Source organism: Bdellovibrio sp., assembly GCF_047637665.1.
In the GTDB taxonomy this organism is placed as follows: domain Bacteria; phylum Bdellovibrionota; class Bdellovibrionia; order Bdellovibrionales; family Bdellovibrionaceae; genus Bdellovibrio.
Genome location: NZ_JBLJBT010000026.1, coordinates 291,985 through 313,064 on the forward strand (window position 1 = coordinate 291,985; position 21,080 = coordinate 313,064).

Annotated in this window: 19 protein-coding genes; 6 read left to right on the forward strand and 13 right to left on the reverse strand. The window is 48.8% G+C overall.

Translation table 11 applies throughout. The features are described 5' to 3' along the window. Window positions 1-52 precede the first annotated feature (52 nt). Both ACM64D_RS09435 and ACM64D_RS09440 read left to right on the forward strand, forming a co-directional pair. Complete coding sequence (locus ACM64D_RS09435; RefSeq protein ID WP_415062955.1) at window positions 53-898, forward strand: ABC transporter permease; 846 nt, start codon at window positions 53-55, stop codon at window positions 896-898. Next, window positions 895-1,719 carry an ABC transporter permease gene (locus ACM64D_RS09440; RefSeq protein WP_415062956.1) on the forward strand — a complete coding sequence of 275 codons (825 nt, stop codon included), beginning with the start codon at window positions 895-897 and terminating at the stop codon, window positions 1,717-1,719. Before ACM64D_RS09435 ends, ACM64D_RS09440 begins: the two co-directional genes overlap by 4 nt. 10 nt (window positions 1,720-1,729) lie before the next feature. Here the strand turns inward: ACM64D_RS09440 and ACM64D_RS09445 are convergent, their stop codons facing one another. From ACM64D_RS09445 to ACM64D_RS09470, 6 genes are all read right to left on the reverse strand, one after another. Next, window positions 1,730-2,194 (reverse strand): hypothetical protein, encoded by a 465-nt coding sequence (locus ACM64D_RS09445; protein ID WP_415062957.1) that lies wholly within the window; start codon window positions 2,192-2,194, stop codon window positions 1,730-1,732. Between the two features lie 68 nt (window positions 2,195-2,262). Continuing rightward, window positions 2,263-3,729: an amidase gene (locus ACM64D_RS09450; protein WP_415062958.1), complete on the reverse strand. Its 1,467-nt coding sequence runs from the start codon at window positions 3,727-3,729 to the stop codon at window positions 2,263-2,265. 34 nt (window positions 3,730-3,763) lie between these two features. After that, window positions 3,764-4,864 (reverse strand): redox-regulated ATPase YchF, encoded by a 1,101-nt coding sequence (ychF, locus tag ACM64D_RS09455; RefSeq protein WP_415062959.1) that lies wholly within the window; start codon window positions 4,862-4,864, stop codon window positions 3,764-3,766. A gap of 47 nt (window positions 4,865-4,911) precedes the next feature. Then, complete coding sequence (gene pth / locus ACM64D_RS09460; RefSeq protein WP_415062960.1) at window positions 4,912-5,475, reverse strand: aminoacyl-tRNA hydrolase; 564 nt, start codon at window positions 5,473-5,475, stop codon at window positions 4,912-4,914. Window positions 5,476-5,560: 85 nt separating this feature from the next. Next, window positions 5,561-6,223 carry a 50S ribosomal protein L25 gene (locus ACM64D_RS09465; RefSeq protein WP_415062961.1) on the reverse strand — a complete coding sequence of 221 codons (663 nt, stop codon included), beginning with the start codon at window positions 6,221-6,223 and terminating at the stop codon, window positions 5,561-5,563. A 64-nt stretch (window positions 6,224-6,287) separates the two neighbouring features. Further along, the gene (locus tag ACM64D_RS09470; RefSeq protein ID WP_415062962.1) at window positions 6,288-7,232 is read right to left on the reverse strand and encodes a ribose-phosphate diphosphokinase; all 945 of its coding nucleotides are present in this window, start codon (window positions 7,230-7,232) and stop codon (window positions 6,288-6,290) included. Window positions 7,233-7,421: 189 nt separating this feature from the next. Here ACM64D_RS09470 and ACM64D_RS09475 point away from each other — a divergent pair, with 189 nt between their 5' ends. Next, the gene (locus ACM64D_RS09475) at window positions 7,422-8,099 is read left to right on the forward strand and encodes a hypothetical protein (RefSeq protein WP_415062963.1); all 678 of its coding nucleotides are present in this window, start codon (window positions 7,422-7,424) and stop codon (window positions 8,097-8,099) included. A 38-nt stretch (window positions 8,100-8,137) separates the two neighbouring features. On the opposite strand, the gene rdgB is transcribed toward ACM64D_RS09475, so the two are convergent. From rdgB to ACM64D_RS09495, 4 genes are all read right to left on the reverse strand, one after another. After that, window positions 8,138-8,737, reverse strand: coding sequence for an RdgB/HAM1 family non-canonical purine NTP pyrophosphatase (rdgB, locus tag ACM64D_RS09480; protein ID WP_415062964.1), 600 nt, complete (start codon window positions 8,735-8,737; stop codon window positions 8,138-8,140). A gap of 7 nt (window positions 8,738-8,744) precedes the next feature. Beyond that, entirely contained in the window at window positions 8,745-9,476 is a 732-nt protein-coding gene (gene rph / locus ACM64D_RS09485; protein WP_415062965.1) for a ribonuclease PH, read from the reverse strand. 88 nt (window positions 9,477-9,564) lie between these two features. Then, complete coding sequence (locus tag ACM64D_RS09490) at window positions 9,565-10,350, reverse strand: N-acetylmuramoyl-L-alanine amidase family protein (protein WP_415062966.1); 786 nt, start codon at window positions 10,348-10,350, stop codon at window positions 9,565-9,567. A gap of 84 nt (window positions 10,351-10,434) precedes the next feature. After that, window positions 10,435-13,401, reverse strand: a complete 2,967-nt coding sequence (locus tag ACM64D_RS09495) for a hypothetical protein (protein WP_415062967.1) — start codon at window positions 13,399-13,401, stop codon at window positions 10,435-10,437. 426 nt (window positions 13,402-13,827) lie between these two features. On the opposite strand from ACM64D_RS09495, the gene ACM64D_RS09500 reads away from it, so the two are divergent. Beyond that, entirely contained in the window at window positions 13,828-15,039 is a 1,212-nt protein-coding gene (locus ACM64D_RS09500; protein WP_415062968.1) for a hypothetical protein, read from the forward strand. Window positions 15,040-15,089: 50 nt separating this feature from the next. On the opposite strand, the gene ACM64D_RS09505 is transcribed toward ACM64D_RS09500, so the two are convergent. The 3 genes from ACM64D_RS09505 to ACM64D_RS09515 all read right to left on the reverse strand — a co-directional run bounded on the left by ACM64D_RS09505 (window position 15,090) and on the right by ACM64D_RS09515 (window position 18,421). After that, entirely contained in the window at window positions 15,090-16,403 is a 1,314-nt protein-coding gene (locus tag ACM64D_RS09505; RefSeq protein WP_415062969.1) for a chloride channel protein, read from the reverse strand. A 65-nt stretch (window positions 16,404-16,468) separates the two neighbouring features. Continuing rightward, on the reverse strand, window positions 16,469-17,605 hold the full coding sequence (locus ACM64D_RS09510; RefSeq protein WP_415062970.1) for a mechanosensitive ion channel family protein: 1,137 nt from the start codon (window positions 17,603-17,605) through the stop codon (window positions 16,469-16,471). A 24-nt stretch (window positions 17,606-17,629) separates the two neighbouring features. Continuing rightward, window positions 17,630-18,421 carry an undecaprenyl-diphosphate phosphatase gene (locus ACM64D_RS09515; protein ID WP_415062971.1) on the reverse strand — a complete coding sequence of 264 codons (792 nt, stop codon included), beginning with the start codon at window positions 18,419-18,421 and terminating at the stop codon, window positions 17,630-17,632. 172 nt (window positions 18,422-18,593) lie between these two features. On the opposite strand from ACM64D_RS09515, the gene ACM64D_RS09520 reads away from it, so the two are divergent. Then, window positions 18,594-20,156: a S8 family serine peptidase gene (locus ACM64D_RS09520; protein ID WP_415062972.1), complete on the forward strand. Its 1,563-nt coding sequence runs from the start codon at window positions 18,594-18,596 to the stop codon at window positions 20,154-20,156. Window positions 20,157-20,264: 108 nt separating this feature from the next. After that, entirely contained in the window at window positions 20,265-21,080 is an 816-nt protein-coding gene (locus tag ACM64D_RS09525) for an enoyl-CoA hydratase-related protein (RefSeq protein WP_415062973.1), read from the forward strand.

Consider the following 21,080-nt stretch of genomic DNA (forward strand, 5'->3'; position numbering starts at 1 on the left):
AATATTTGAAATCATAGCGTCGCTGGGGGTCCTTGCGGCGCTTACGTTTTTTATGCTAAAGGCCCTTCCGGGAGGTCCTTTCGATGAGGATTTGGCATTAAATCCTTTGGTTAAAGAAAAACTTCTGGAGCACTGGCAGGTTCAGAGCTCGTGGAGCTCCCAGGCCCTGTCCTATATCAAAGCTTTAGTGCAGGGGGATCTCGGGGTTTCGATGATTCGCCCGGATCGAGCCGTGAGCGAGATTATTCTTCAGGGGCTTCGTAACACATTGATGCTGAATGGAGTTTCGTTAGCCTTTATTGTTTTAGGGTCGCTCCTAGTGTCGGTTTTAGCGGTTCGCTATCGAAACACTTGGATTGAACAGGTGATTGACCAGACGGTCCTGGCATTCTTGTCTTTGCCCAGCCTTTTTTGGGGTCCACTGTTAATCTATATTTTTGGATTTTATTGGGATCTGCTGCCGGTGGCGTTTCTCTCCGGTCCACGCCATTATATTCTTCCGCTTTTAACCTTGTCGTTGCGTCCTTTGGCGACCTTGGTTCGTTTGCTTAAAAATTCTTTAAACGAAAACTACAATCAAGATTACGTTCGCACCGCAAGGGCCAAAGGGGTGGGGAGCTGGCAAATTCTCTTTCATCATGTGCTGAAGAACTCGTTAATTCCTTTTTTAAGTTATTTGGGGCCATTGATGGTTTCATTGCTCTCAGGCTCATTCTTGGTGGAAGTTCTATTTGCTGTCCCTGGATTAGGGACAGAGTTTATTTCTGCGATCAATGACCGGGACTATACACTGATCATGGGGCTCACTCTGTTTTATGGAACGCTTTTGATTTTGGTAAACTCGCTGATTGATTTGCTGTTGAAGTGGGTGGACCCCAGATTGCGGGAGGCCGCGTGAAGAAGTTCTTCTTTATCTTCGCGGTGATTTTTTTGTCGGTGTTGTTCGTCGGCATCGTATTTTATCCGTGGTTGGGATGGGGGACGGGGCTGGAACAGAATGTGGAATCCATCTTGATGCCCCCCGGAAAAGAACACTGGTTCGGAACGGACTCTTTAGGGCGCGATATTTTTACTCGCGTGCTTCTGGGCGGGAGGATTTCTTTATTCGTGGGACTGCTCTGCTCGATCTTGTCTTTTCTTTTCGGTTTTACCTATGGAGCTTTAGCGGGATGGTTTGAGGGAGTGACGGATCGAGTGTTAATGAGACTCTGCGATATTCTTATGGCGATTCCCAGTTTTATTTTGGTGTCCATCTTGTGTATGTCTTTGCAGTTGGTTTTACCTTTCGAAGATGTCTTTACCAAGGCATTGGTCAGTTTATGTTTTGGAATATCGGCGACGCACTGGATGAGTTTGGCTAGAGTGACTCGGGGAATGGTGCTTGAAATCAGAAGGAAGCCTTTTGTGGAAGCCGCCGTCGCCTTGGGGGGAACGCGGGTTCACATCATGCTTCGTCATATCCTTCCCAATATGTTGGGCACGTTATTGATTTTGATGGCGATGCAGATTCCTACCAATATTTTGTATGAAAGTTTCATGAGTTTTGTGGGACTGGGAATTCATCCCCCTTATACCAGTTGGGGGATTTTGGTTCGCGAAGGATGGAAAACTCTTTCGAGCTTTCCACATTTGATTCTATTTCCTTCATTGATTCTTTTTTTAACGGTGTGGAGCTTTCACATCGTGTTGGATCATGTGAAAGCAAAGCTGAAAATGTAGTGCTTTAAAATTATTGAGCACACTGTCTTGCATACTGAGCCCGATGTTGCCCGGCGGGGTGAGTGGCATCCGCTGAGAGTGAATTGAGGAATCTTTGAATGTTCTGTAAAACGTATCCGTTTAAAAGTCCTAGATCTTTCATTGTTCGCACGGCCATACAGTCGGCATCAAACTCAGATGTCAGTGGCAGGGTGTTGCCATAGTGATGGCTCACAACATGGCCTTGGCGATGGTGAGAACACTCATGGGCCACGATGAACTGCTGCACGTCTTGAGGATATTGTCCCATCATTTGCGGGTGAAGAAGAATGGTCGGCAGGCCATTGGCGATGGTGCTTTCCGCAGCCTGGCGAAGAGCCATGGTTTGCTGGATTCTCACGGGCTGATTATTAACGTCCCAGCACTCATCCATCCCCACATAAGCCAAACTGTGAAGACCTGTAAACAAAATAGCCAGTCCTATAAAAAAGCGCATGAAAACTCCTTAAATTGTAGGAAAAATCCGTGATTTAAGGAGCTAGCAATTTGAATACCAAAACTAAACTAGAGTTTTGTAGGCGCTTGCCAGCCACCAAAAGTGGTCTCTAGGAACTCAGCACAGGAGATCGTCAGATGGTCTTTCATGTGACGAGCCACGATTTGAACTCCCAAAGGAAGACCTTCGGAATTCAACCCCATGGGGGCCACTGTCGCGGGGTGCCCTGTGGTCGTGAAAAAACCGGCATAGATAAAGTCAAACGGCGACCAAATCGGAGCACGGTGTTTGGGAGCCACACGCGGATGCGGAGGCAAAATCAAAATGCCTTCTTCCCCCAGTTTTTCATCAAGATCCGCTTTCATTTTTTGTAAAGCCCGCATTTCTTCGCTGAAGTCGGTTTTGCCGTTATCAAAAATCTCTCCCAACGAAACGATCAGGTTGGGAAGGGTGTAATCCCCTTTGCCCAAAGCCACCTTGAGCAGTTCCTTGCCGATAGAAAGGTGCTGGGTGGGCCCCATCAAAGTTTCATAAAGATTTTTATTTTTAGAGACCTTCAAAGCGGCAAACCAAAGTTCAGTGCCTCTGACAAAAAAGCGAGGATCCAGTTCTTCAACCTGGGCGCCGAGTTCCTCAAAAAGTTTTCCGCAGTTACGCACCACTTGCGCCATCTCGTCATCGGTTTGACGGGCCCGATGAAAAATAGGTGACGGGCAGATCAGAACTTTGCGCCCGGCCCATTCTTGGGTGAGGTCCTCAAGTTGAGGATTCTGAAGAGTCTCTTGATCGTAACCATCAGCGCCCATCAAAATCTTCAGCATTGGGTAAAGGTCCGTGGCTTTGCGGGCCATCGGTCCCATGGACGTATACGGATATTTGACGCCTTTCAGATTTTTGAATTCTTCTTGGGCATAGGGAAAATGGCCGGTGAGAGGTAAAAGATAACGGGAAGGCTTGTGACCAAAGACGCCGCAAAAAAAGGCTGGCATACGGATGCTGCCTCCGATGTCGCTTCCTAATCCCATGGGAGTCGCTCCGGCTCCCAGAAGGGCCCCTTCGCCGCCGCTGCTGCCGCCGCAGGTGCGGCCCAAGTCGTAAGGATTGTTGGTGCGCCCATAGACGGGGTTGAAAGATTCAAACCAAAAACCCAGTTCAGGAACATTGGTCGTTCCCATGGGGATGGCGCCCGCCTTTTTCATTCGCGCGACCACGGTCGCATCCCAAGACATCACGTCATTTTTGTGATGAATGCTGCCTCCAGTTCTTTTCATTCCGTCATAAGCAAACATTTCTTTGACAGTAAAGGGAACGCCGAAGAGGGGGGGGAGAGTCGAGTTGTCTTTGGAGAGTTGTTCGGTTTGTTCTTGTGCCAATTTTCTGGCACGGACGAAGTCGTCTTCGACCATGGCATTGAGGGGGGGATTGACCTGTTCAATGCGCTCAATATGAGCTTCCAGAACCTCGCTGGGAGAAATTTCTTTCTTCGAGATTTTTGCCGCAAGTTCAAGACCGGAAAGTTTTAACAACTCATTCATAAAATTAAAAAGGGAGCTTGAGGCTCCCTTCTCCTTAAACGTTGAATCTAAAGAACAAAATGTCGCCGTCTTTGACGACGTATTCTTTTCCTTCAAGACGGTATTTGCCCGCTTCTTTCACCGCTTGTTCTGACTTGTAAGAGAACAAGTCTTCACAATGGTAAGTTTCAGCACGGATGAAACCTTTTTCGAAATCCGTATGGATCACGCCCGCAGCCTGAGGAGCTTTGGTGCCGGCGCGAATCGTCCATGCACGCACTTCTTTTTCACCCGCTGTGAAGTAAGTCTGTAGGCCCAAAAGTTTATAAGCTTCACGAATCAAACGATTGAGGCCTGGTTCCTCCGCGCCCATCGCATCGAGGAAGTCTTTACGCTCTTCAGGTGGAAGGAGAGAAATCTCAGCCTCCATCGCAGAACAAATTAAAATAGTGTTATTGTTTTCTTCCGCAGCGCGAGCTTCAACTGCTTTAGTCCAATCGTTTCCACCAGCCGCGAAATCCGTGTCAGACACGTTCATCGCATACAACACCGGCTTCGCGGTTAATAGATGCATATCACGCAAGAACGGAGCCTCGAGGTCATCCAAAGCAACCGAGCGGGCAGGAAGACCTTTACCCAAAGCTTCTTTCACTTTCTTTGTGACTTCGGCTTCCATTTTCAATTTTTTATCAGTGGTGTTCTTGGCCATCTTTTCGATGCGCGCATATTTTTTATCAACGGAATCCAAGTCCGCCAAAAGAAGCTCGGTATTGATAACTTCGATGTCGCGGATCGGATCTACGCTGCCAGAAACGTGCACGATATTTGGATCGTCAAAACAACGAACCACATGAACGATCGCATCAGTTTGACGGATGTGAGAAAGAAATTGGTTCCCCAGGCCTTCCCCTTGAGAAGCGCCTTTAACGATTCCTGCAATGTCCACGAACTCCATCGTCGTGGGAATCACTTTCTGAGGTTTAATAAACTGAGTGATTTTATCCATGCGCGGATCCGGAACAGTCACCACGCCCACGTTCGGATCAATAGTACAAAAAGGATAATTGGCTGCTTCGGCCTTTGCTGAAGTCAGAGCATTAAAAAGCGTACTCTTACCCACATTCGGTAAACCTACGATACCCACCTGAAGTGCCATCAAAAACCCCTTAGAAAATAATCAATATTTATTCCCGGGAATGTAGCCTAAGTATTGAATTTTGTCGAAGCTTTTTGGACCCCATCGAGGATGATGCTTTCAACGGCATCAAGGCCTCGGTTGAGGAAATCCGGCATCTGGTTGAATTCCTCTTTGGTGAATTTACCCAAGACGTAGTCGGCAACAGGGATGTTGGGGTTTTCAGGGCGTCCTACGCCGAGTTTGAGGCGAATATAGTCTGGGGTTCCCATGAGACCCGAGATACTCTTGATTCCATTATGGCCGCCATGGCCCCGGTTTTTATGAATCTTCATCTGATTGAAGGGTTGGTCGATATCGTCATGAATCACGATCAGATGATCTAGAGGGATTTTATAAAATCCCATGAGGGGCTGAACGGACTCCCCCGAGAGGTTCATGTAGGTCTGAGGCTTGCAAAAAATCAGCTGATGATCACGCCACTTTACTTGAGCGACTTCGGCTTTAAATTGATTTTTTATGGTTGGATTTCCGAGGCCTTGAAGAAAATAGTCCACCGCCATAAAGCCGATGTTATGACGAGTGAGTCTGTATTCGCCACCAGGATTTCCAAGTCCAACAATCAACCACATAGATGCCTCTTAATGAACAAAGGCAGCTCGAGTGAGCTGCCTTTGAGATTTTCTGAATTGAAGTTCAGAAGCGCAAGCGAATTTATTATTTTTTCGCAGGAGCTTTTGCTGCAGCCGGAGCCGCTGCTTTTGCTGCTGCAGGTGCTGCCGCCGGAGCTGCCGCTACTGCTGCTGGAGCCGCTGCAACTTCTTCTTCTTGAGCGTTAACAACCGCGATAGTTTGTTCTGCGCCAGAAAGGATTTTTACAGAGCCAGCCACCGTCAAGTCAGAAACGTGAAGAGCATCACCTACGGCCAAGTTAGAAACGTCAGCAGTGAAGAACTCAGGGATTTCTGTAGGCAAGCACTCAACTTCAACGGAACGAAGAACAACGTTCAACAAACCGCCTTCAGAAAGACCGATAGGTCGGCCTTCAAGACGAACTTCAACGTTAACGCGAACAGCTTTTTTCAGATCCAAAGCGAAAAAGTCAACGTGTTGAGGACGACGAGAAAGAGGGTGAACGTCAACGTGTTTGACCAAAACAACGATACCGTTGGCGTTCTTCTCAGTGCTTTTCAAAGTGAAAAGAGCATTTTCATAAGCGCGAGTGTTAAATTTTACGATTTCTTTTTCACCAACAGATACGTTGATAGGCTCAACAGCTCCGTAGATAACTGCAGGCACGTTGCGAGAGTTGCGAAGTGCGCGGCTGTTGTGTTTACCGATTTGGCGAGGTTCAACTGTTAGGTCGATTCTGCTTTTCATGTTTTCTTCCTTCTAGTCCAATAGAGGATGTTAATAATATCTCCCTTTTCGAGGGAGGCTTTGTTTAATCAAAAAGACTGCTTACCGAGTCGTTTCCGTGGATTCGTTTGATTGCTTCTGCCAACACCGGGGCGACAGAAATAACTTCGATTTTTCCACAATTTTTCGCCGCTTCAGTTAGCGGAATCGTGTCAGTGACCCATACTTTTTCAATAGGGCTTTCTTTCAGGCGACTGATCGCAGGACCGGATAAAACCGGGTGGGTTGCAACGGCGAACACCCTTTTTGCCCCATTTTTCAAGAGGCTGTCAACTGCTTGTGTAAGAGTTCCAGCCGTATCGATCATATCATCGACGATGACCGCCGTTTTACCAGCGACGTCCCCGATCAGATGCAGGGCTTTGGCCTCATTAGGGCCAGAACGGCGCTTATCGATAATGGCGATAGAGGCTTCAATGCGTTTAGCAAAGGCTCGGGTTCTTTCCACTCCGCCCGCGTCTGGACTCACTGCAACAAATTCAGACCCTTGCCCATAGGCTTCACGCCAGGCGCGGGCCAGGGTGGGGATAGCAAATAAGTGATCCACGGGGACATTGAAAAATCCTTGGATTTGAGCGGCATGAAGGTCCACAGAGACCACGCGGTCCGCTCCGGCAGTGGTGATCAGGTCCGCCATCAATTTTGCAGAGATGGGGGCTCGAGGAGCCACCTTACGATCCTGACGGGCATACCCGTAATAGGGAATCACGGCCGTGATGGAGGCGGCTGAGGCCCGGCGAAGGGCATCGAGCATCACAAAAAGCTCCATGTAGTTTTGGTTCACGGGAGGACAGGTGCTTTGTACAACAAAGACATGTTGCCCACGAACGCTTTCATGAATTTCGACTTGGATTTCCCCATCAGCAAAGCTGCTGACTTCACAGTAACCGAGCTCCACACCGGCAGCTTCGGCCACCTTTTTAGCCAGAATAGGGTTGGCATTGGCGGTAAAGATTTTTAGGCCCTTCATCACTCGTAGTCTCCTGAGTTAAAAGTGCGTTTGGGAGACCCTAGCAAGGCCCTGTTAGTTTGTCCACATTTTCGCCTGGATTTTTCTCTACTCCATTTTAAACGTCCGTTGTGAAAGGGCACAAACGTGGATCATCTTTAATCAAAGAACCGTTTGACAAAAGTCGCCATTTTCTATGGATTCACTTATATGAAAAAACAAGTACTTATTTTTAGCGTTTCAATGATGGCGTCTTTCGTAACAATGGCCTCTGACTACCAGTGCAATCTGGAAGAAAAGGCTCTCGACGTAGAGTATGCGACGGACTATGTGCTTCCTCTGACTTCCTCAGACGAAGCGAACCTTGAGATCCGACGTTCTCCGGGAGGACTGACGGCGGGTGGTATTTCTGTGAAAAATGACCGGGGTCAATTTTCCCTGATTGATCCAAGCACCAAAAAAGAGACTTTGATTCAGTTGGGCGCTGGTGAGGGGCATTTTGCGCGTTTGAGCTTTATTTCAGGCGGAGACAGCACGGACTATCTTGATATGTCGTGCGTTCGCGGTGAAATGTCTGAATCCAAAGAGCAACCGACCGGGTTTGCCTGCACAATGACGGAAACCTCTGGGGCAACGACCAAGGAAACTGTTTTTGAGATTCCTGTTGCAGCCAGCGGCCATGACTTCACTGAGCTTCCGACAACAACTTTAGCGCCGGTTTATGGCTGGGTGATGGGGTACAAAGGAAATTTTATCACTTACCTGCAAAATACAGAGACCTTTGCCGGTATGACGGTTGTGGGATCATGGGATCAACCCGTGATGTTAGGGTGGCACCCCAATGAGTCTGACGTTCAAGTGACGATTCACTGTTCTTCAAAAAAATAAAAAAAATCCCCTGCTTATTCAGAGCAGGGGATCTTGAGTTATTGAGCTGACGCTTGCAGTCGCTCTAAGAAAGCCCTTAAGGCTTGAGAGCGGTGGGAGTGTTGGCTTTTATAGCCAGAACCGATCTCGGCAAGGGTCTGGGTTTGTCCTTCTGGAACAAACACCGGGTCATAACCAAAGCCATGCAGGCCTGCGGGTTTTGAAGCGATGACTCCCTTCAATTCCCCTGTGAAAATCCATTCCTCGCCCGCGGGAGTGTAAACCACCGTGGTGCAAACGAACTTGGCGTTGCGGTTTTGTATGGGTTTTAAGGTCATCATCTTTAAAAGTTTAGCGACATTTTCGCTGTCGGAAGCTTTAGGGCCCGCATAGCGAGCTGAATGAATTCCCGGCAATCCACCTAATCCTTCTACGACAAGTCCCGCATCTTCACCAAGAACCCACACGTTGTTTTTTACAGCGCGCAAAGTTTTTGCCTTGATGCGTGCGTTTTCTTCGAAGGTTTTTCCATCTTCAGGGCGGGGAGTGAATGAAGGAAGGTCGCCTTGTGAGAAAACCTTCAGGTCGGCGATTTCGCGCAAAAGAAGTTTATATTCAGCAAGCTTTCCTTTATTTCCTGTCGCAATCCAAAGTTCCATTTAAAACCTACTTCCCCGCGATTTGGTAAATGGCCCCTACGACGGCAGCCTGATGAATGAACAATTCCTTGCAACCTTTTTCGGCCGTGTCCATCATTTTGAAAAGCTGATCTCGAGTGAAAGGCAGGTGCTCCGCCGTTCCTTGAACTTCGACGAATTGCCCCTTGTCAGTCATCACAAAGTTCATGTCCGTGCCGATGGCAGAGTCTTCGTCGTAATTTAAATCCAATAAAATATTTCCTTCATGCAAACCCACGCTGATCGCAGAAACATAGTTGATCAAAGGGTTGGCTTTAATTTCACTCACATCAGCCAGCTTCTTCAGCGCCAATGCCAAAGCAACAAATCCCCCGGTCACAGACGCCGTACGAGTTCCCCCATCGGCATTCAAAACGTCGCAGTCGACGATGATCTGTTTTTCGCCAAGAAGTTTAAGATCCACGGCCGCCCGCAAAGAGCGTCCGATCAAGCGAGAGATTTCTTGAGTGCGCCCACTGTTCATGGCCTTGTCGCGTTTGATACGCGTGTGCGTCGAACGGGGAAGCATACCGTATTCGGCAGTCACCCAACCAGCACCGGTTCCGACAAGCCATTGCGGTGCTTTGGGTTCATAGGTGGCAGTGCAAAGAACTTTGGTTTTTCCAAATTCTACAAGCGCGGAGCCTTCGGCATACTCAGACACATGAGGGGTGATTTTAATGTCTCGTAGTTGATCGAAAAGACGGCCGTCAGCGCGCATAGAATTTCCTCCAGAAGGGATTGGTTGTTCTGGTCAGAGGAAGTTGAAGACCTTCTCTGGCTCGATACAGCCATCTGTTTGATAGAGGCTAATCTAATGTTTTTGCAGTGTGATTGTCCATCTTTTCTTTGTAGGAGAGGAGTGCGCTGTAGATTTTTTGAGCAAGATCGTTTTGATATTCTGAGTTGAGCAGGCGCTTGGCTTCGCGGGGATTTGTGAGGAATCCTATTTCAATCAAGACCGATGGCATCGAAGTTTTTGAGATCACATAGAACGGAGCTTGTTTGATGGTGGCCTGAGAAGCCGTCTCATCATTGCTCCACACTTGAGTCAGAGTTTGAGTCAGGCGTAAACTGCTGGTCATGCGATTTTGGCGTTGCAGGTCTTCGACGATGGCGGCGATATCACCTTTTTTGGAAAGTTCATCACCGCCCGAGATGCTATGCAGTTCTTGGCTGTTGAGAATCATCTGATTCTCCTGGCTTGCAAGATAAAGACTTTCCTCGTCGGGGGGAAGATTGTTTTGAAAAAAGAATTCAACACCTTTGGCGCGCTGATCAGAGGCGGCATTCGCATGAAGGCTGACAAACAGATCGGCTTTGGCGTCTTCGGCCATTTTTACACGTGAGGGAAGGCTGATGTTTTTATCCTGAATCCGCGTCAAAGAGACTTTAAATTGTGTATCTTGTTCGAGCAGAGTTTTGAGGCGTTGAGCGACCTTTAAAACTAGATCAGCTTCTTTCGCCGGGCCATGAACAGCACCGGTATCCACACCACCGTGTCCGGGGTCGAGCATGATATGCAGGGCAGAGGCGGGAAAGCTCCACAAGAAGGCACTAGCAGCAACGATCTGTTTGAGTTGGCAGAAGTTCATTATTTAAGGGTAGAAACCCCTCAGGATCTTGTCCAGTCCAGCAGTTCAGGCGAGCTCTTGTGAAAGAACAAGCTAGACAAGAAGCTAGTTGCTACACTCGTAGACGGCACGCACCCAGATTCCGTTGCAAGGACTCACCAAAGACCATGAAACGCCTCCATTGGCGCCGACGGACGTTCCCCCATTAAAGGGCGTTTCGTTAGGGCCGAGCGCCCCCCAGTCTGAATCACTCCCACAGGCAATGGCTTTGGAGAGATAACCAACACATCCCGCCGAAGGATATCCATTGTCACAGTCTCCCGTGGTCCAATTATAAATGTTCTGCCCAGTGATCTGTGTTGAGTAAGAGGCATTGGAATAGGCACAAACAGTTCTGCGAGTCGCTGAATTGATGGCCTGCCAAGAAGCGCCATCACAGAACTCCATTTTTTTCGAGGTGCTGTTGTAACGAGTGGCACCACTGTTGGCGGCACTACACGCCACGCCAGAGTTTCCAATGCGGACCTCTCCATTTACTTCCAAACTGCTGACGGGGGTGCTTGTGCCGACACCGACATTTCCTCCCGAGACAGCCAAGGGACTGCTTCCTAAAGCGGTGCTGCCGGTCCAGACGGGGATGTAGTTTGTTGTTCCGCTGCCGGAGCTGGCGGAGGTTGAACCTCCGGTGGCTTCCCAAAAAATGGTCCAGGAATTATTTGAGGACGTTGAGTAGTTCACGGTAAAACCATCTGCGTCCATTGACACGTAACTAGCTTGTATTGTGATAGCCACGGCATCGGCGGCACTGCAGGCAATGACTCGGTCTGTATACATCAGATTACGAGCTGCGGGAGTGTTCGCATAAGCGTAGTAGGTCATCTGTGAGGTCTCTGTCATAGAGCCGATACAGACGTTCGTGGATACGCCGGGCATCGTACCTGTTCGATTGTTCTGAACCCAAAGGCGCACATGGGTGGGTTTGAAACCCAGTCCCGTTACGGAGTAGTTACCACTTGAGGCGGGAGCGGTGTAGCTCCCCATTTTAATTTGGACACCATACGCAGTCGCCGTCGCCGCCGTTGTCTGAACAGTGCCATCGGGGAACTTGAGTCCACCGGTTGTAGACTCAATGACTCCCGACACTGTGAGTTTTTGCCCCGGTGTGTTCGTGCCAATGCCGACATTACCACCAGTATAATAAACTTTTCCTGCGCCCCCATCTTGCCAGAATGTCGCACTGGCAGGAAGGCGAGCTGTGGCAATCGTGCCGCCAGTGATTTGCGAAGCGGCGATGCCGATGTTTTGACATTTGAAGGTGTCAGAAGAGGATTCATAGAACAGGCTTTGATCCGCATTGCAGGCGGCGCTCGCAAAAACACCTCCAAAGGGTGTGATCGTGGCACGAATGTCGGCGATATTTAAAAATGCCGGTGTCCACTGACTAGATTGATAGCGAAGAACTTGTCCTGCAGAACTGGGCGACGTCGATGCGACGGCGGTATTTTGAAGTTTTACGACATTGGGATTTGGGTAGCTACCACCAAGGTCTCCTCCCGCAGCGCCTCCGGGGGCAACTCCTGAAATGGTTGTGTTCGAGGCTGCGGTCAAGCGCCCTTGAGCGTCCACCGTGAATGTCGGAACTTGAGTGGCAGAGCCGTAAGCGCCGCCCGTGACTGTGGTGTTGGCAAGATTCAAAGTAACGTTCCCCGAGGAGCCTCCACCATTCAGACCTGTTCCCGCCGTGACGCCGGAAAGAGTCGCCGTACTTGTTCCAGCCTCTGTCGCCAAACGAATCCAGGCGACGCCATCGTCGCGGTAGATTTCTTTGGTGTCGATAGAGAAATAAAGGCGACCCGCCGTTCCCGCTGCAGGTTTTGAGGCGTTGGGGCCTGATTGCAAAGAAACAATATCGGTGCTGGAATTTGTTCCCGCATTCATAACAACTTTATCGACGATGCCATAACCGGCTAAGGTGGTGGGTTTGCCGCTAGTGACTTGAGCCCAAGAAATTCCGATATTGGCGCAGGTCCATGTTCCTGTCGGAGACACAAACGATAAGGATTGATTGTTCGCACAAGTGGCAGGCATTTGTGAGGCTTTTAATAATGATCCTCCATCTGAAAGATCCGCTGAAGACGGTGTCGCGTTCACCCAGGCAGAACCATTGTGTTTTAAAAAATTTCCTGACGAGGGACTGGAGATCACGAGATTGCCGCCGCTGATTTTACTGACCGTCGGGTTTGGATAGGAGCCGGAAAGATCACCTCCCGCAGCACCTCCTGGAGCGACACCTGAAATCGTCACTTGATTGGCTGCCGTCAAACGCCCTTGCGCATCGACGGTGAAGCTGGGGACTTGCGTGGCCGAGCCATAGGTGCCGCCGACGACCGACGTGTTTGCAAGGCCGATTGTTTTGGTGGAGGTTCCCGAGACGGAAATTCCCGTTCCCGCCAAAACATCAGAGATGACACCAGAGCCCCCCGCATCGACGACGCACGTAAAATTGGTGCCGTTCCAGGTAATGACTTGCCCTGGGGCACAGGCACTGGCGGGCGTTGAACTTTTTAGAACCAAATCATTCAGTGATTTGTCGGCAATCTTTTGCGCGCTGTACGCGGTGATCGAGAAAGGCACAGAGCGAATGATGTTTGCTGGCGAGATCACCTTCCAACCCGCACCATCATGGAACTGAACCTTCAATTGTCGTTCTGAGGTGGTCGTGGCAGTCCAAGTGCCGCTCCCGGCACAGTTATGAGAGACCCCATTCACAAAGATATCTGAAAGAGAAAAAATGGCATCTTCCGGGTAGAGGCGAGTGCCGCTTCCGATAGAGACGTCAAAAACACCACCGGAGTTTTGCATGTTCACCATGTCTCGCTTTTCGCGATAAAGAACACAATTGCCATCGGCAGAGGTGATTTCAAATAGGAAGCTGACGTTGTTGTACTCTAGAGGAGTCCCGTCGGATTTAAGGATGCGTCCCTGGTAGTTTAAGGACTGCGGGGAGGCCTGAGCCCATAAGCTCAATAAAAGACCCAGCGAATAGACAAGGACGTTCCGGATATTATTCATTACTCTTCTTATCGGTCAAAGAGGCGAGGCATCGAGGCCTTATCTGTTAATAAGAGGCAATTTTCATATATTCGAGACCGCTTTCGCGCTCGATCTATTGCTTTCGTCTTAAAATGAAGCAGGCCTTTTAAAAAAAATTGCGGCTCGCTTTTGCAGTGAATGAAATCTGGTTTGTTCAAACTGATATAGTGGGGGGCTTTTTGGGGGCCCACAATTGTCCGTTTCCGTCTAAATCCTCGACAGAGGTTCAGTGTTCCTGCTGGATTTAAATGATTCTGACCAAGAACTGAGCATGGCACCGCCGTTGCTTTAGTGAAGAGCAACCCCCCATGGCGGCCAGGACCCCTCCCCCCCAATCCTGGTCGCTTTTTTTTTGCCTAAAATCCTTATATGCTATGTGCTGTCCTACATCGTAAGGAGACACTCATGCAGTTAAAACCCCTAGGGATTCTTCTTTTGGCCGCTTTGTTAACTCAAACCGCGCCTCAACGTGTATATGCGCAAGTCGGAAGCGAACAGATCGAAGCTGAAGAGGCGACCGCCGATGCTGAAGCGGCGAAAGCGGAGGCCAATGAAGCTCGGAAACGAGCGGATGAAGATCGTAAGCGTCGCGATAAAATGAGATCGGAAGCACAAGCCGCGATCAATAAAGCACGTTCTCTTGAAAATGAAGCCAAGAAAGAACAAGCCGAGTCTGAGCGTGACTCCGCAAAGTTAAAAGCGGAGGCGGCAGATCATGAGCGTCAGCAAAGAGCTGCAGAAAAAGAGCAGCTCGCTGCCCAAGCGCGGATCAAAGCCGCCCAAGAAAAAACTCAGAAAGCCCTTCAGGTTCGTGATGAGGCCTTGAAGGTTCGTAAACAGGCGGAAAACAAAGCGGATGATCTTCGCGATCAAGCTAAAGATCTTGAAAAGCAGGCGAACAACGCCACTGAAGAGGGCATGAAGGCCAGCAAAGAAGCGGAAGCGGCAAAGATGGAGGCCTTAAAGGCCGAACAGAATCTTGCTAAGACAAAGCTGTTAACGCAAAAAGCGGTGGCAGAGTCTCGGGCACGTGAAGCCAAGGCGAAACAAGAAATCGCCAGAGCCGAAGCGGAAAAAGCCAAAGCTGATGCTGAGCTGTCTCGTCTGAAAGCGCAAGAAGAGCAATCCAAAGCTTTGATTGAAAAAGTGGAAGGGGAGCTGAAAGCGGCGCAATCCGCGACAAAAGAGGCGGCACAACAAGCCGATGCGGAACGCAAGAAGGTCAGTGAAATTAGATCTCAAGAAGAAAAGTCTAAGCAGGCGGCGGCCAAAGCTCGACAAGAGCTTGAAAGTCAGCGGGGCAATCTTCAAAAAGAGCAAGCATCGGCCAATCTTGAGATTGCTCGTTCCAAAAAAATCATTGCGGAAAGTGAAGCTGTGACCGCGCGCTCAGAGGCCGAACTCAAACGCCTGCGCGACGAGGCGGAAAAAGCCAAAAATGAACGCGAGCAGCTTGAAGGTCAGGTGGAGACCGCAAGAAACAAGGCGGAAGAAGCCAAGATCAAAATGGAAACTGCTCATGCTGAATCTGAAACGGAAAAGATGAAGTTGGAAGCAACGAAGATCCGTGCCGAGTCCGGCCTTCTCGAGAAAGTTCCTAAGAAGAAAAAGAAATAGTCCATAAAAAGAGTAAATGAAAAAGCCCGGTGTTCAAACCGGGCTTTTTTTTATTCTTTGCTGGAGGGCTCTTGGTGCGCACTCACTATTTGGTGAGCCGCTTGTTCATAGAAGGACTTGGACGATACGACACGGGCTGTGACGTTTGAAACCAGCGAGGCCAGCATCAGGTAAAGAATGATCTCATGAGAGTCACTCATCTCCAAAACCAAGACAAATGAAGTAAAAGGGGTGCGGGTGATTCCAGTCAGAAACGCCACCATTCCCACCATGATCATCAATTTGACATTCATGAAACCAAAAATCTGACTTAAGAATTGTCCCAGTGTCGCGCCGCTGGCTAAGGCTGGGGCGAAAATGCCGCCGATGACTCCGCCGATGTACGTGAAGAAGTTTCCGAAGATACGGGCGATGGGCAGAAGGGGATCTGCGGGAGTCATGGGATTTTTAAGAATCTCGAGCATAACATGCTTGCCAGCTCCGACCGTCTGAGGACCGCAAAGCCAAATGGTCAGACTGAGCAGGCCACCGCAGAGGAGGGTCATGAGAACCTTCGTGCTGAAGTTCTTTTTATTTCTCCAGGTGCTGATGCGAAAAAGACTTTCGGCAAAAAGACTGCCAGCAATGCCGACGATCCCCGCGATAATCACGGTTTGATAAAGAACCGAGTAGGGAAGACTGCCGAAGTTGGAATCTCCAAGGTAAAGATAGTTTCCCAAAAAGAGTTGAGCCAGAATCCCCGCGATGATGACGGCCTGAAAGACTGCCGTGCGCACGACACTGATGTGAGATTTTGAAAGTTCTTCGATAGCGAAAACGACTCCTCCCAACGGAGTGTTGAAGGCCGACGCCAGCCCCGCAGCTCCTCCCGCAAGAATCATGGCCGGTAGCTGGGGTTTGGGAAGACTCTTAGGCCATAAGCGTGAGAATTGATAAAAGACGGCCGTTGAAACTTGCAGAGTGGGTCCTTCCCGGCCCGAGACGCCTCCCCCAAGAACACATAAGCAAGAGCCGAAAATCTTAGCGATCAACATGCGAATGCTCAGGAGTTTGTTTAAAAAAGGATGATCATGGGCGGAGAGTTCGACAGAGGCGATCACCTGGGGAATGCCGCTGCCGAGGGCTTCTTTAGAAAAAAAATGACCGATTAAAAATGAACCTAACAGGGCCAAGGGAGCTGTTAGCAGCAACAGGGAGTCTGTCGCGTGAGCCCGGGCCCAGTCTTCGCTCATTCTGAAAAGGACATTATATAAGACTGAAACCAGGGCCGCGAGACCTGCCGAGATCCAGAAGGGAAGATTCAGGAGGATCTTGTATTGTGCGCTTTGAACGTGAACGTTCTTTAAAAGATGTTTAGGATTCATTCGTACAGGCTAGCATTTCGCCGACGGAGGAACATACCCCTCCGTGTCGATGCAATGCATTGCTATTAAAATGTCGGGGGAACGGCTTCGCCTTTTTTGTGGTACACGGTTTGTGTCGGATAGGCGAAATCTACTTCCATGCTGGCGGCAATCTTGAGGATCTCCACGAAGACGGCTTGTTGGTGCTGCAGCTCTTCGGCCCCGGTGAAGACTTGAAGGTGGAAGTTCACTAAAACATCCAAGGATGAGGCGTTATAGTTATTGAAGTTCACGGTCACTGTGTCAGGGTTGACCTTGGGGTGCTGCTTAATCATATAGCGAACTTGATCGCAGAATTGCTCAATTTTTTCTGGCGGCGTTTCGTAAGTCAGTCCCAAAATTTGACGAATGCGGCGGAACGGGCGAATGCCCATGTTGTCAATAGTCTCTTTGGCCATCATCGCATTGGGAATGGTGATCACGGAATTATAGAAGGTGCGAATACGGGTCGAACGGAAGCCGATCTCTTCAACAGTTCCTTCCATGTCTTTGACTTTGACCCAGTCGCCGACTTTGAAGGGGTGATCAAAAAGAATGGTGATGGAGCCAAAAAGATTGGCAGCAGTATCTTGGGCTGCCAACGCCAAGGCCAAACCTCCCAGCCCTAGGCCGGCAAGCAAAGACATGACGTTGAGGCCGAAACTTTGCAGCGCAATCAAGACGCCCAGAACCACCACCAAAACCTTCAGAGTCTTGGAGGCAAAGGGAACCAGTTGATCGTCATAGGTGCTTTCCGTTTTTGCCGCCATATCCGCGAAAACATTGCTCATGGCATCGACGCAATAATAAAGAAGGCGAATAACATAGATAGCAACCAGGCCTCGCAGGAAGTGGTTGTAGTAGACTTCAAACTTTCCAGTCAGCGTGATGGCATCTCCAATGCCGAACCAGAAGAAGATCACTAAGAGCCAAGCCGTAGGATGCTCAATTTTTTGATTCAGCAAATAGGCAGAGAAACTTTTGGGATATTTTTTAATGAAAGGATTGTGCTTTTTTATCTCTTTCAGGATGAACTGAATAAGGGGGCGCAAAACAAACCCGACAGAAAGGGCAATGGCCAAAACCCCCCACTTCCAGTTCGGCATGACGAACACCGTGGACTTTAAAAGTGCTATGATATCTTCAGAAAAAAGAGTTGTTTGCTCAAAAATAAATTTTTCCATGTTGTCGTTCCTTGAAACTCAAAACTAGTTGAACTGAAGGTTTTGCCCTGTGTAAAGCATGATTAATATTAAAACTCCCAAGACGATACGGTAAAAACCAAAACCTCTGAAACCATAGCGAGTCACTATACCGATAAAAAACTTGATCGCAAGCATGGCCACGACAAAGGCGACGAGGCAACCCACCAGCAGCACGCCGATTTGACTGGGCTCGATCGTCTTATAGATCTTTAACAATTTATATCCGGTGGCTGCGGCCATGGTGGGGACCGCTAAAAAAAATGAAAATTCAGCTGCTTCTTTTTTGTTCATGCCGAGTGTCAATCCACCCATGATCGTTGCTCCGGATCTGGACACACCGGGGATCATGGCCAGAGATTGAAAGAGCCCCAATTTCACAGAGTCGACATATGTTAGGTCCGAGGTTTTGCGTCCCATGGCGGTGAGGTGAGCGAAGATTTTGTCTGACCACACGAGGATCACTCCGCCAAGGATCAAGGCCCACGCGACAACCTGCACGCTGCCCATGAGCTGCTCGACGACATCTTTTAATATGAATCCGATAAGGCCCGTGGGGAGGAAGGCGACAAAGAGCTTTTTATAAAATCCCCAATGAGGCAAGAAGCGTTTCCAATAGAGGACAAGGACCGACATGATGGCGCCGAACTGAATAATCACCTCAAAGGCCTTGGTGAAACTGTTGTCTTCGATGCCCATCATGGAGCTGACGATAATCATATGTCCGGTGGAAGAGATGGGAAGAAACTCGGTAATACCTTCGACAATCCCTAAAATCAGCGCGTGCAGATAACTCATGTGATGGTCCTTGCAATGGGTGTTGGAAATCAGCGATTCATTCTTGAAAAGTTCGTTTGTGGGTTCAATGTTCGATGGCTTGTGTCATGAAATTTAAGATTTATTTAAGATTTTTCTATTATTTGTGGATGAAATCTGAATATGATTTTTTTACCACGGAGGGGGTTATTATATGAAACGTGCATTATTATTAGGTGCATTGTTGTTCGGTTCACAGGCTTTTGCTGGTGAATACTTGGTGAAATACCAGAACACAAGCGCGCTCAACATGCTTAACACGATGACAATGTCTAGAGTTGCGACGATCCAAATGACGGATCACAATCCAACTGCAAGCCTTGTAAAAGTAAACATCAACAAGAGCCACGAAGCACAAGCTTTGGCGTCTTTGTTGTCTCAACCTGGCGTTGAGTACGTCGTTCCGAACTTCAAGTTGAAAGCTTTCGCGGCTCCAGTTGATGCTGCGGCTTTGAAAGAGCAATGGGCGATCGCGAAAGTTCAAGCTGAAAAAGCTTGGCAACGCGCTGGCAACAAAGGAAACCGCAATGTGATCGTAGCGGTTATCGATACGGGTGTTGACTATAAACATCCAAACTTGGCTCCAAACATGATCCCTGGATACGATTTCAAAGAAAACGACAACGATCCAATGGATAAAACTGGCTTCCAAAACCCTGGTCACGGAACTCACTGCGCGGGCGCAGTTGGTGCGACTGGTTTGGTTGACGGTGGTATCGTCGGATTGGCTCCTGAAGTTTCTATGATGCCTCTTCGCTTCTTGGGTGAAGATGGTTCTGGTGACTTGAACAACGCGATCAAAGCTATTGATTACGCTGTTGAAAAAGGTGCGCAAATCATCTCTGCATCTTGGGGTGCGGCGGTTCCTCGTTCACAAGCAGCTCCTCTTCTTGAGGCAATCAAGCGTGCTGACGACAAAGGTGTTATCTTTGTTGCGGCAGCGGCGAATGACGGTAAAAACAATGATAAAACAGAGATGTATCCTGCTAACAACGGGTACCCTAACTCTATCACTGTTGCAGCGTCTGGTTCTTCTGATGCAAAACCATCTTGGTCTAACTACGGAACAGCGACTGTTCACGTAGCGGCTCCTGGTGAAAACATCATGTCAACTTTGCCAAACAATAAGTACGGAAACCTTTCTGGTACTTCGATGGCAACTCCACTTGTGTCTGGCCTTGTGGCTTTGTTGAAAGCTCAAGATTCTTCACTTACTGGTGCGCAAATTCGTGCGATCCTTCAAACGACAGGTGCTAAAGTTTCTATCGAAACTGCATGTAACTGCCGCGTGGACGCTTACGAAGCGGTTGAGACAGTAATGTCTAAGAAAATGGTTGTCGTTCCTGCAGCAGCAACTATCAAACCTTCTGAGACTTTGGCTTTCTCTGCTCTTTATGGAAAAGCTCCTTTCAAATTCGCGAGCAGCAACGCTTCTGTTGCAACTATCGCGGACAACGGAACTTTGACTGCAGTAGCTAACGGTTCAACAACTGTGACTGTTACTGACGCGACTGGAAAAACAGCGACTACATTGAACATCAATGTGGGTGCTAAATCTGGTGGCGGCAACCCAAATCCTCCTCCGCCAGATGATGGTGGTGGTTTGCCTGACCCAGGAAATCCTGGTGAGCCTGGCGAATGCCCGCTGGGCGATCCAATGATCTGTCAGATCATCTGTCAGATCCAACCGGATCTTCCATTCTGCCAATCTAAATAATGGCAGACTTCAAAAGGCTCCCTCCCGGGAGCCTTTTTTATTTTCACCTGCTTGTGTCCTCTTCGTCTCTTTGAGTAGAATAATAAAACCAACGGTTGTAGAGGTTTTATGTCTTTTTACTCTCAAATATTTCCCCATCTTAAAGTGAATCTTAGTTCTTCTGTTTTATGGGTGACTTTGGATAATCCAGAGCAAAGCAACGCCATTTCTCTTGAGATGGTGGATTCTCTCACGAAGGTACTAAAGTATGCGGACTTTGATGCGAAAGTTCGAGTGATCGTGCTGAAAGGGGAGGGAGCCTCATTCTGTGCGGGGGGCGATGTTAAAGCCATGCAAAATAAAACGGGAATGTTTGCGGGGGAAAGCAATGAACTGCGCATGCGTTATATTCACGGCATTCAGCAAATTCCGAAGTGTATCGAAGAGCTTTCAAAGCCGATGATTGCAATGGTTCATGGGCCTGCGATTGGGGCGGGCTGTGATCTGGCAATGATGTGTGACTTGCGCGTTGGAACTGCAAAGTCCAAATTTGGAGAAACTTTTGTGAAGCTGGGATTGGTGCCCGGGGATGGTGGGACCTTCTTTTTACAACGAGTAATTGGTTTTTCTAAAGCGATGCAGATGTCTTTAACCGGAGACTTGATAGCCGGCGAAGAAGCTTATCGGTGGGGGCTTTTGAATTATTTTGTCGCCGAAGCGGATCTTGAAACGGAAACACAAAAGCTGGCTGAAAAAGTGGCTAACAATGCTCCGGTGGCAGTTCAGATGACAAAAAAGGCGATGAAGACAGCGTACTTGAATGATCTTCATACTGTGTTAGAACTTTCGGCGGCTTATCAGGGCATCACACAAAGAACGCAAGATCACTTTACTGCTCTGGAGGCTATGAAAGATAAAAAGGCGCCCCATTTTCAAGGGCGCTGA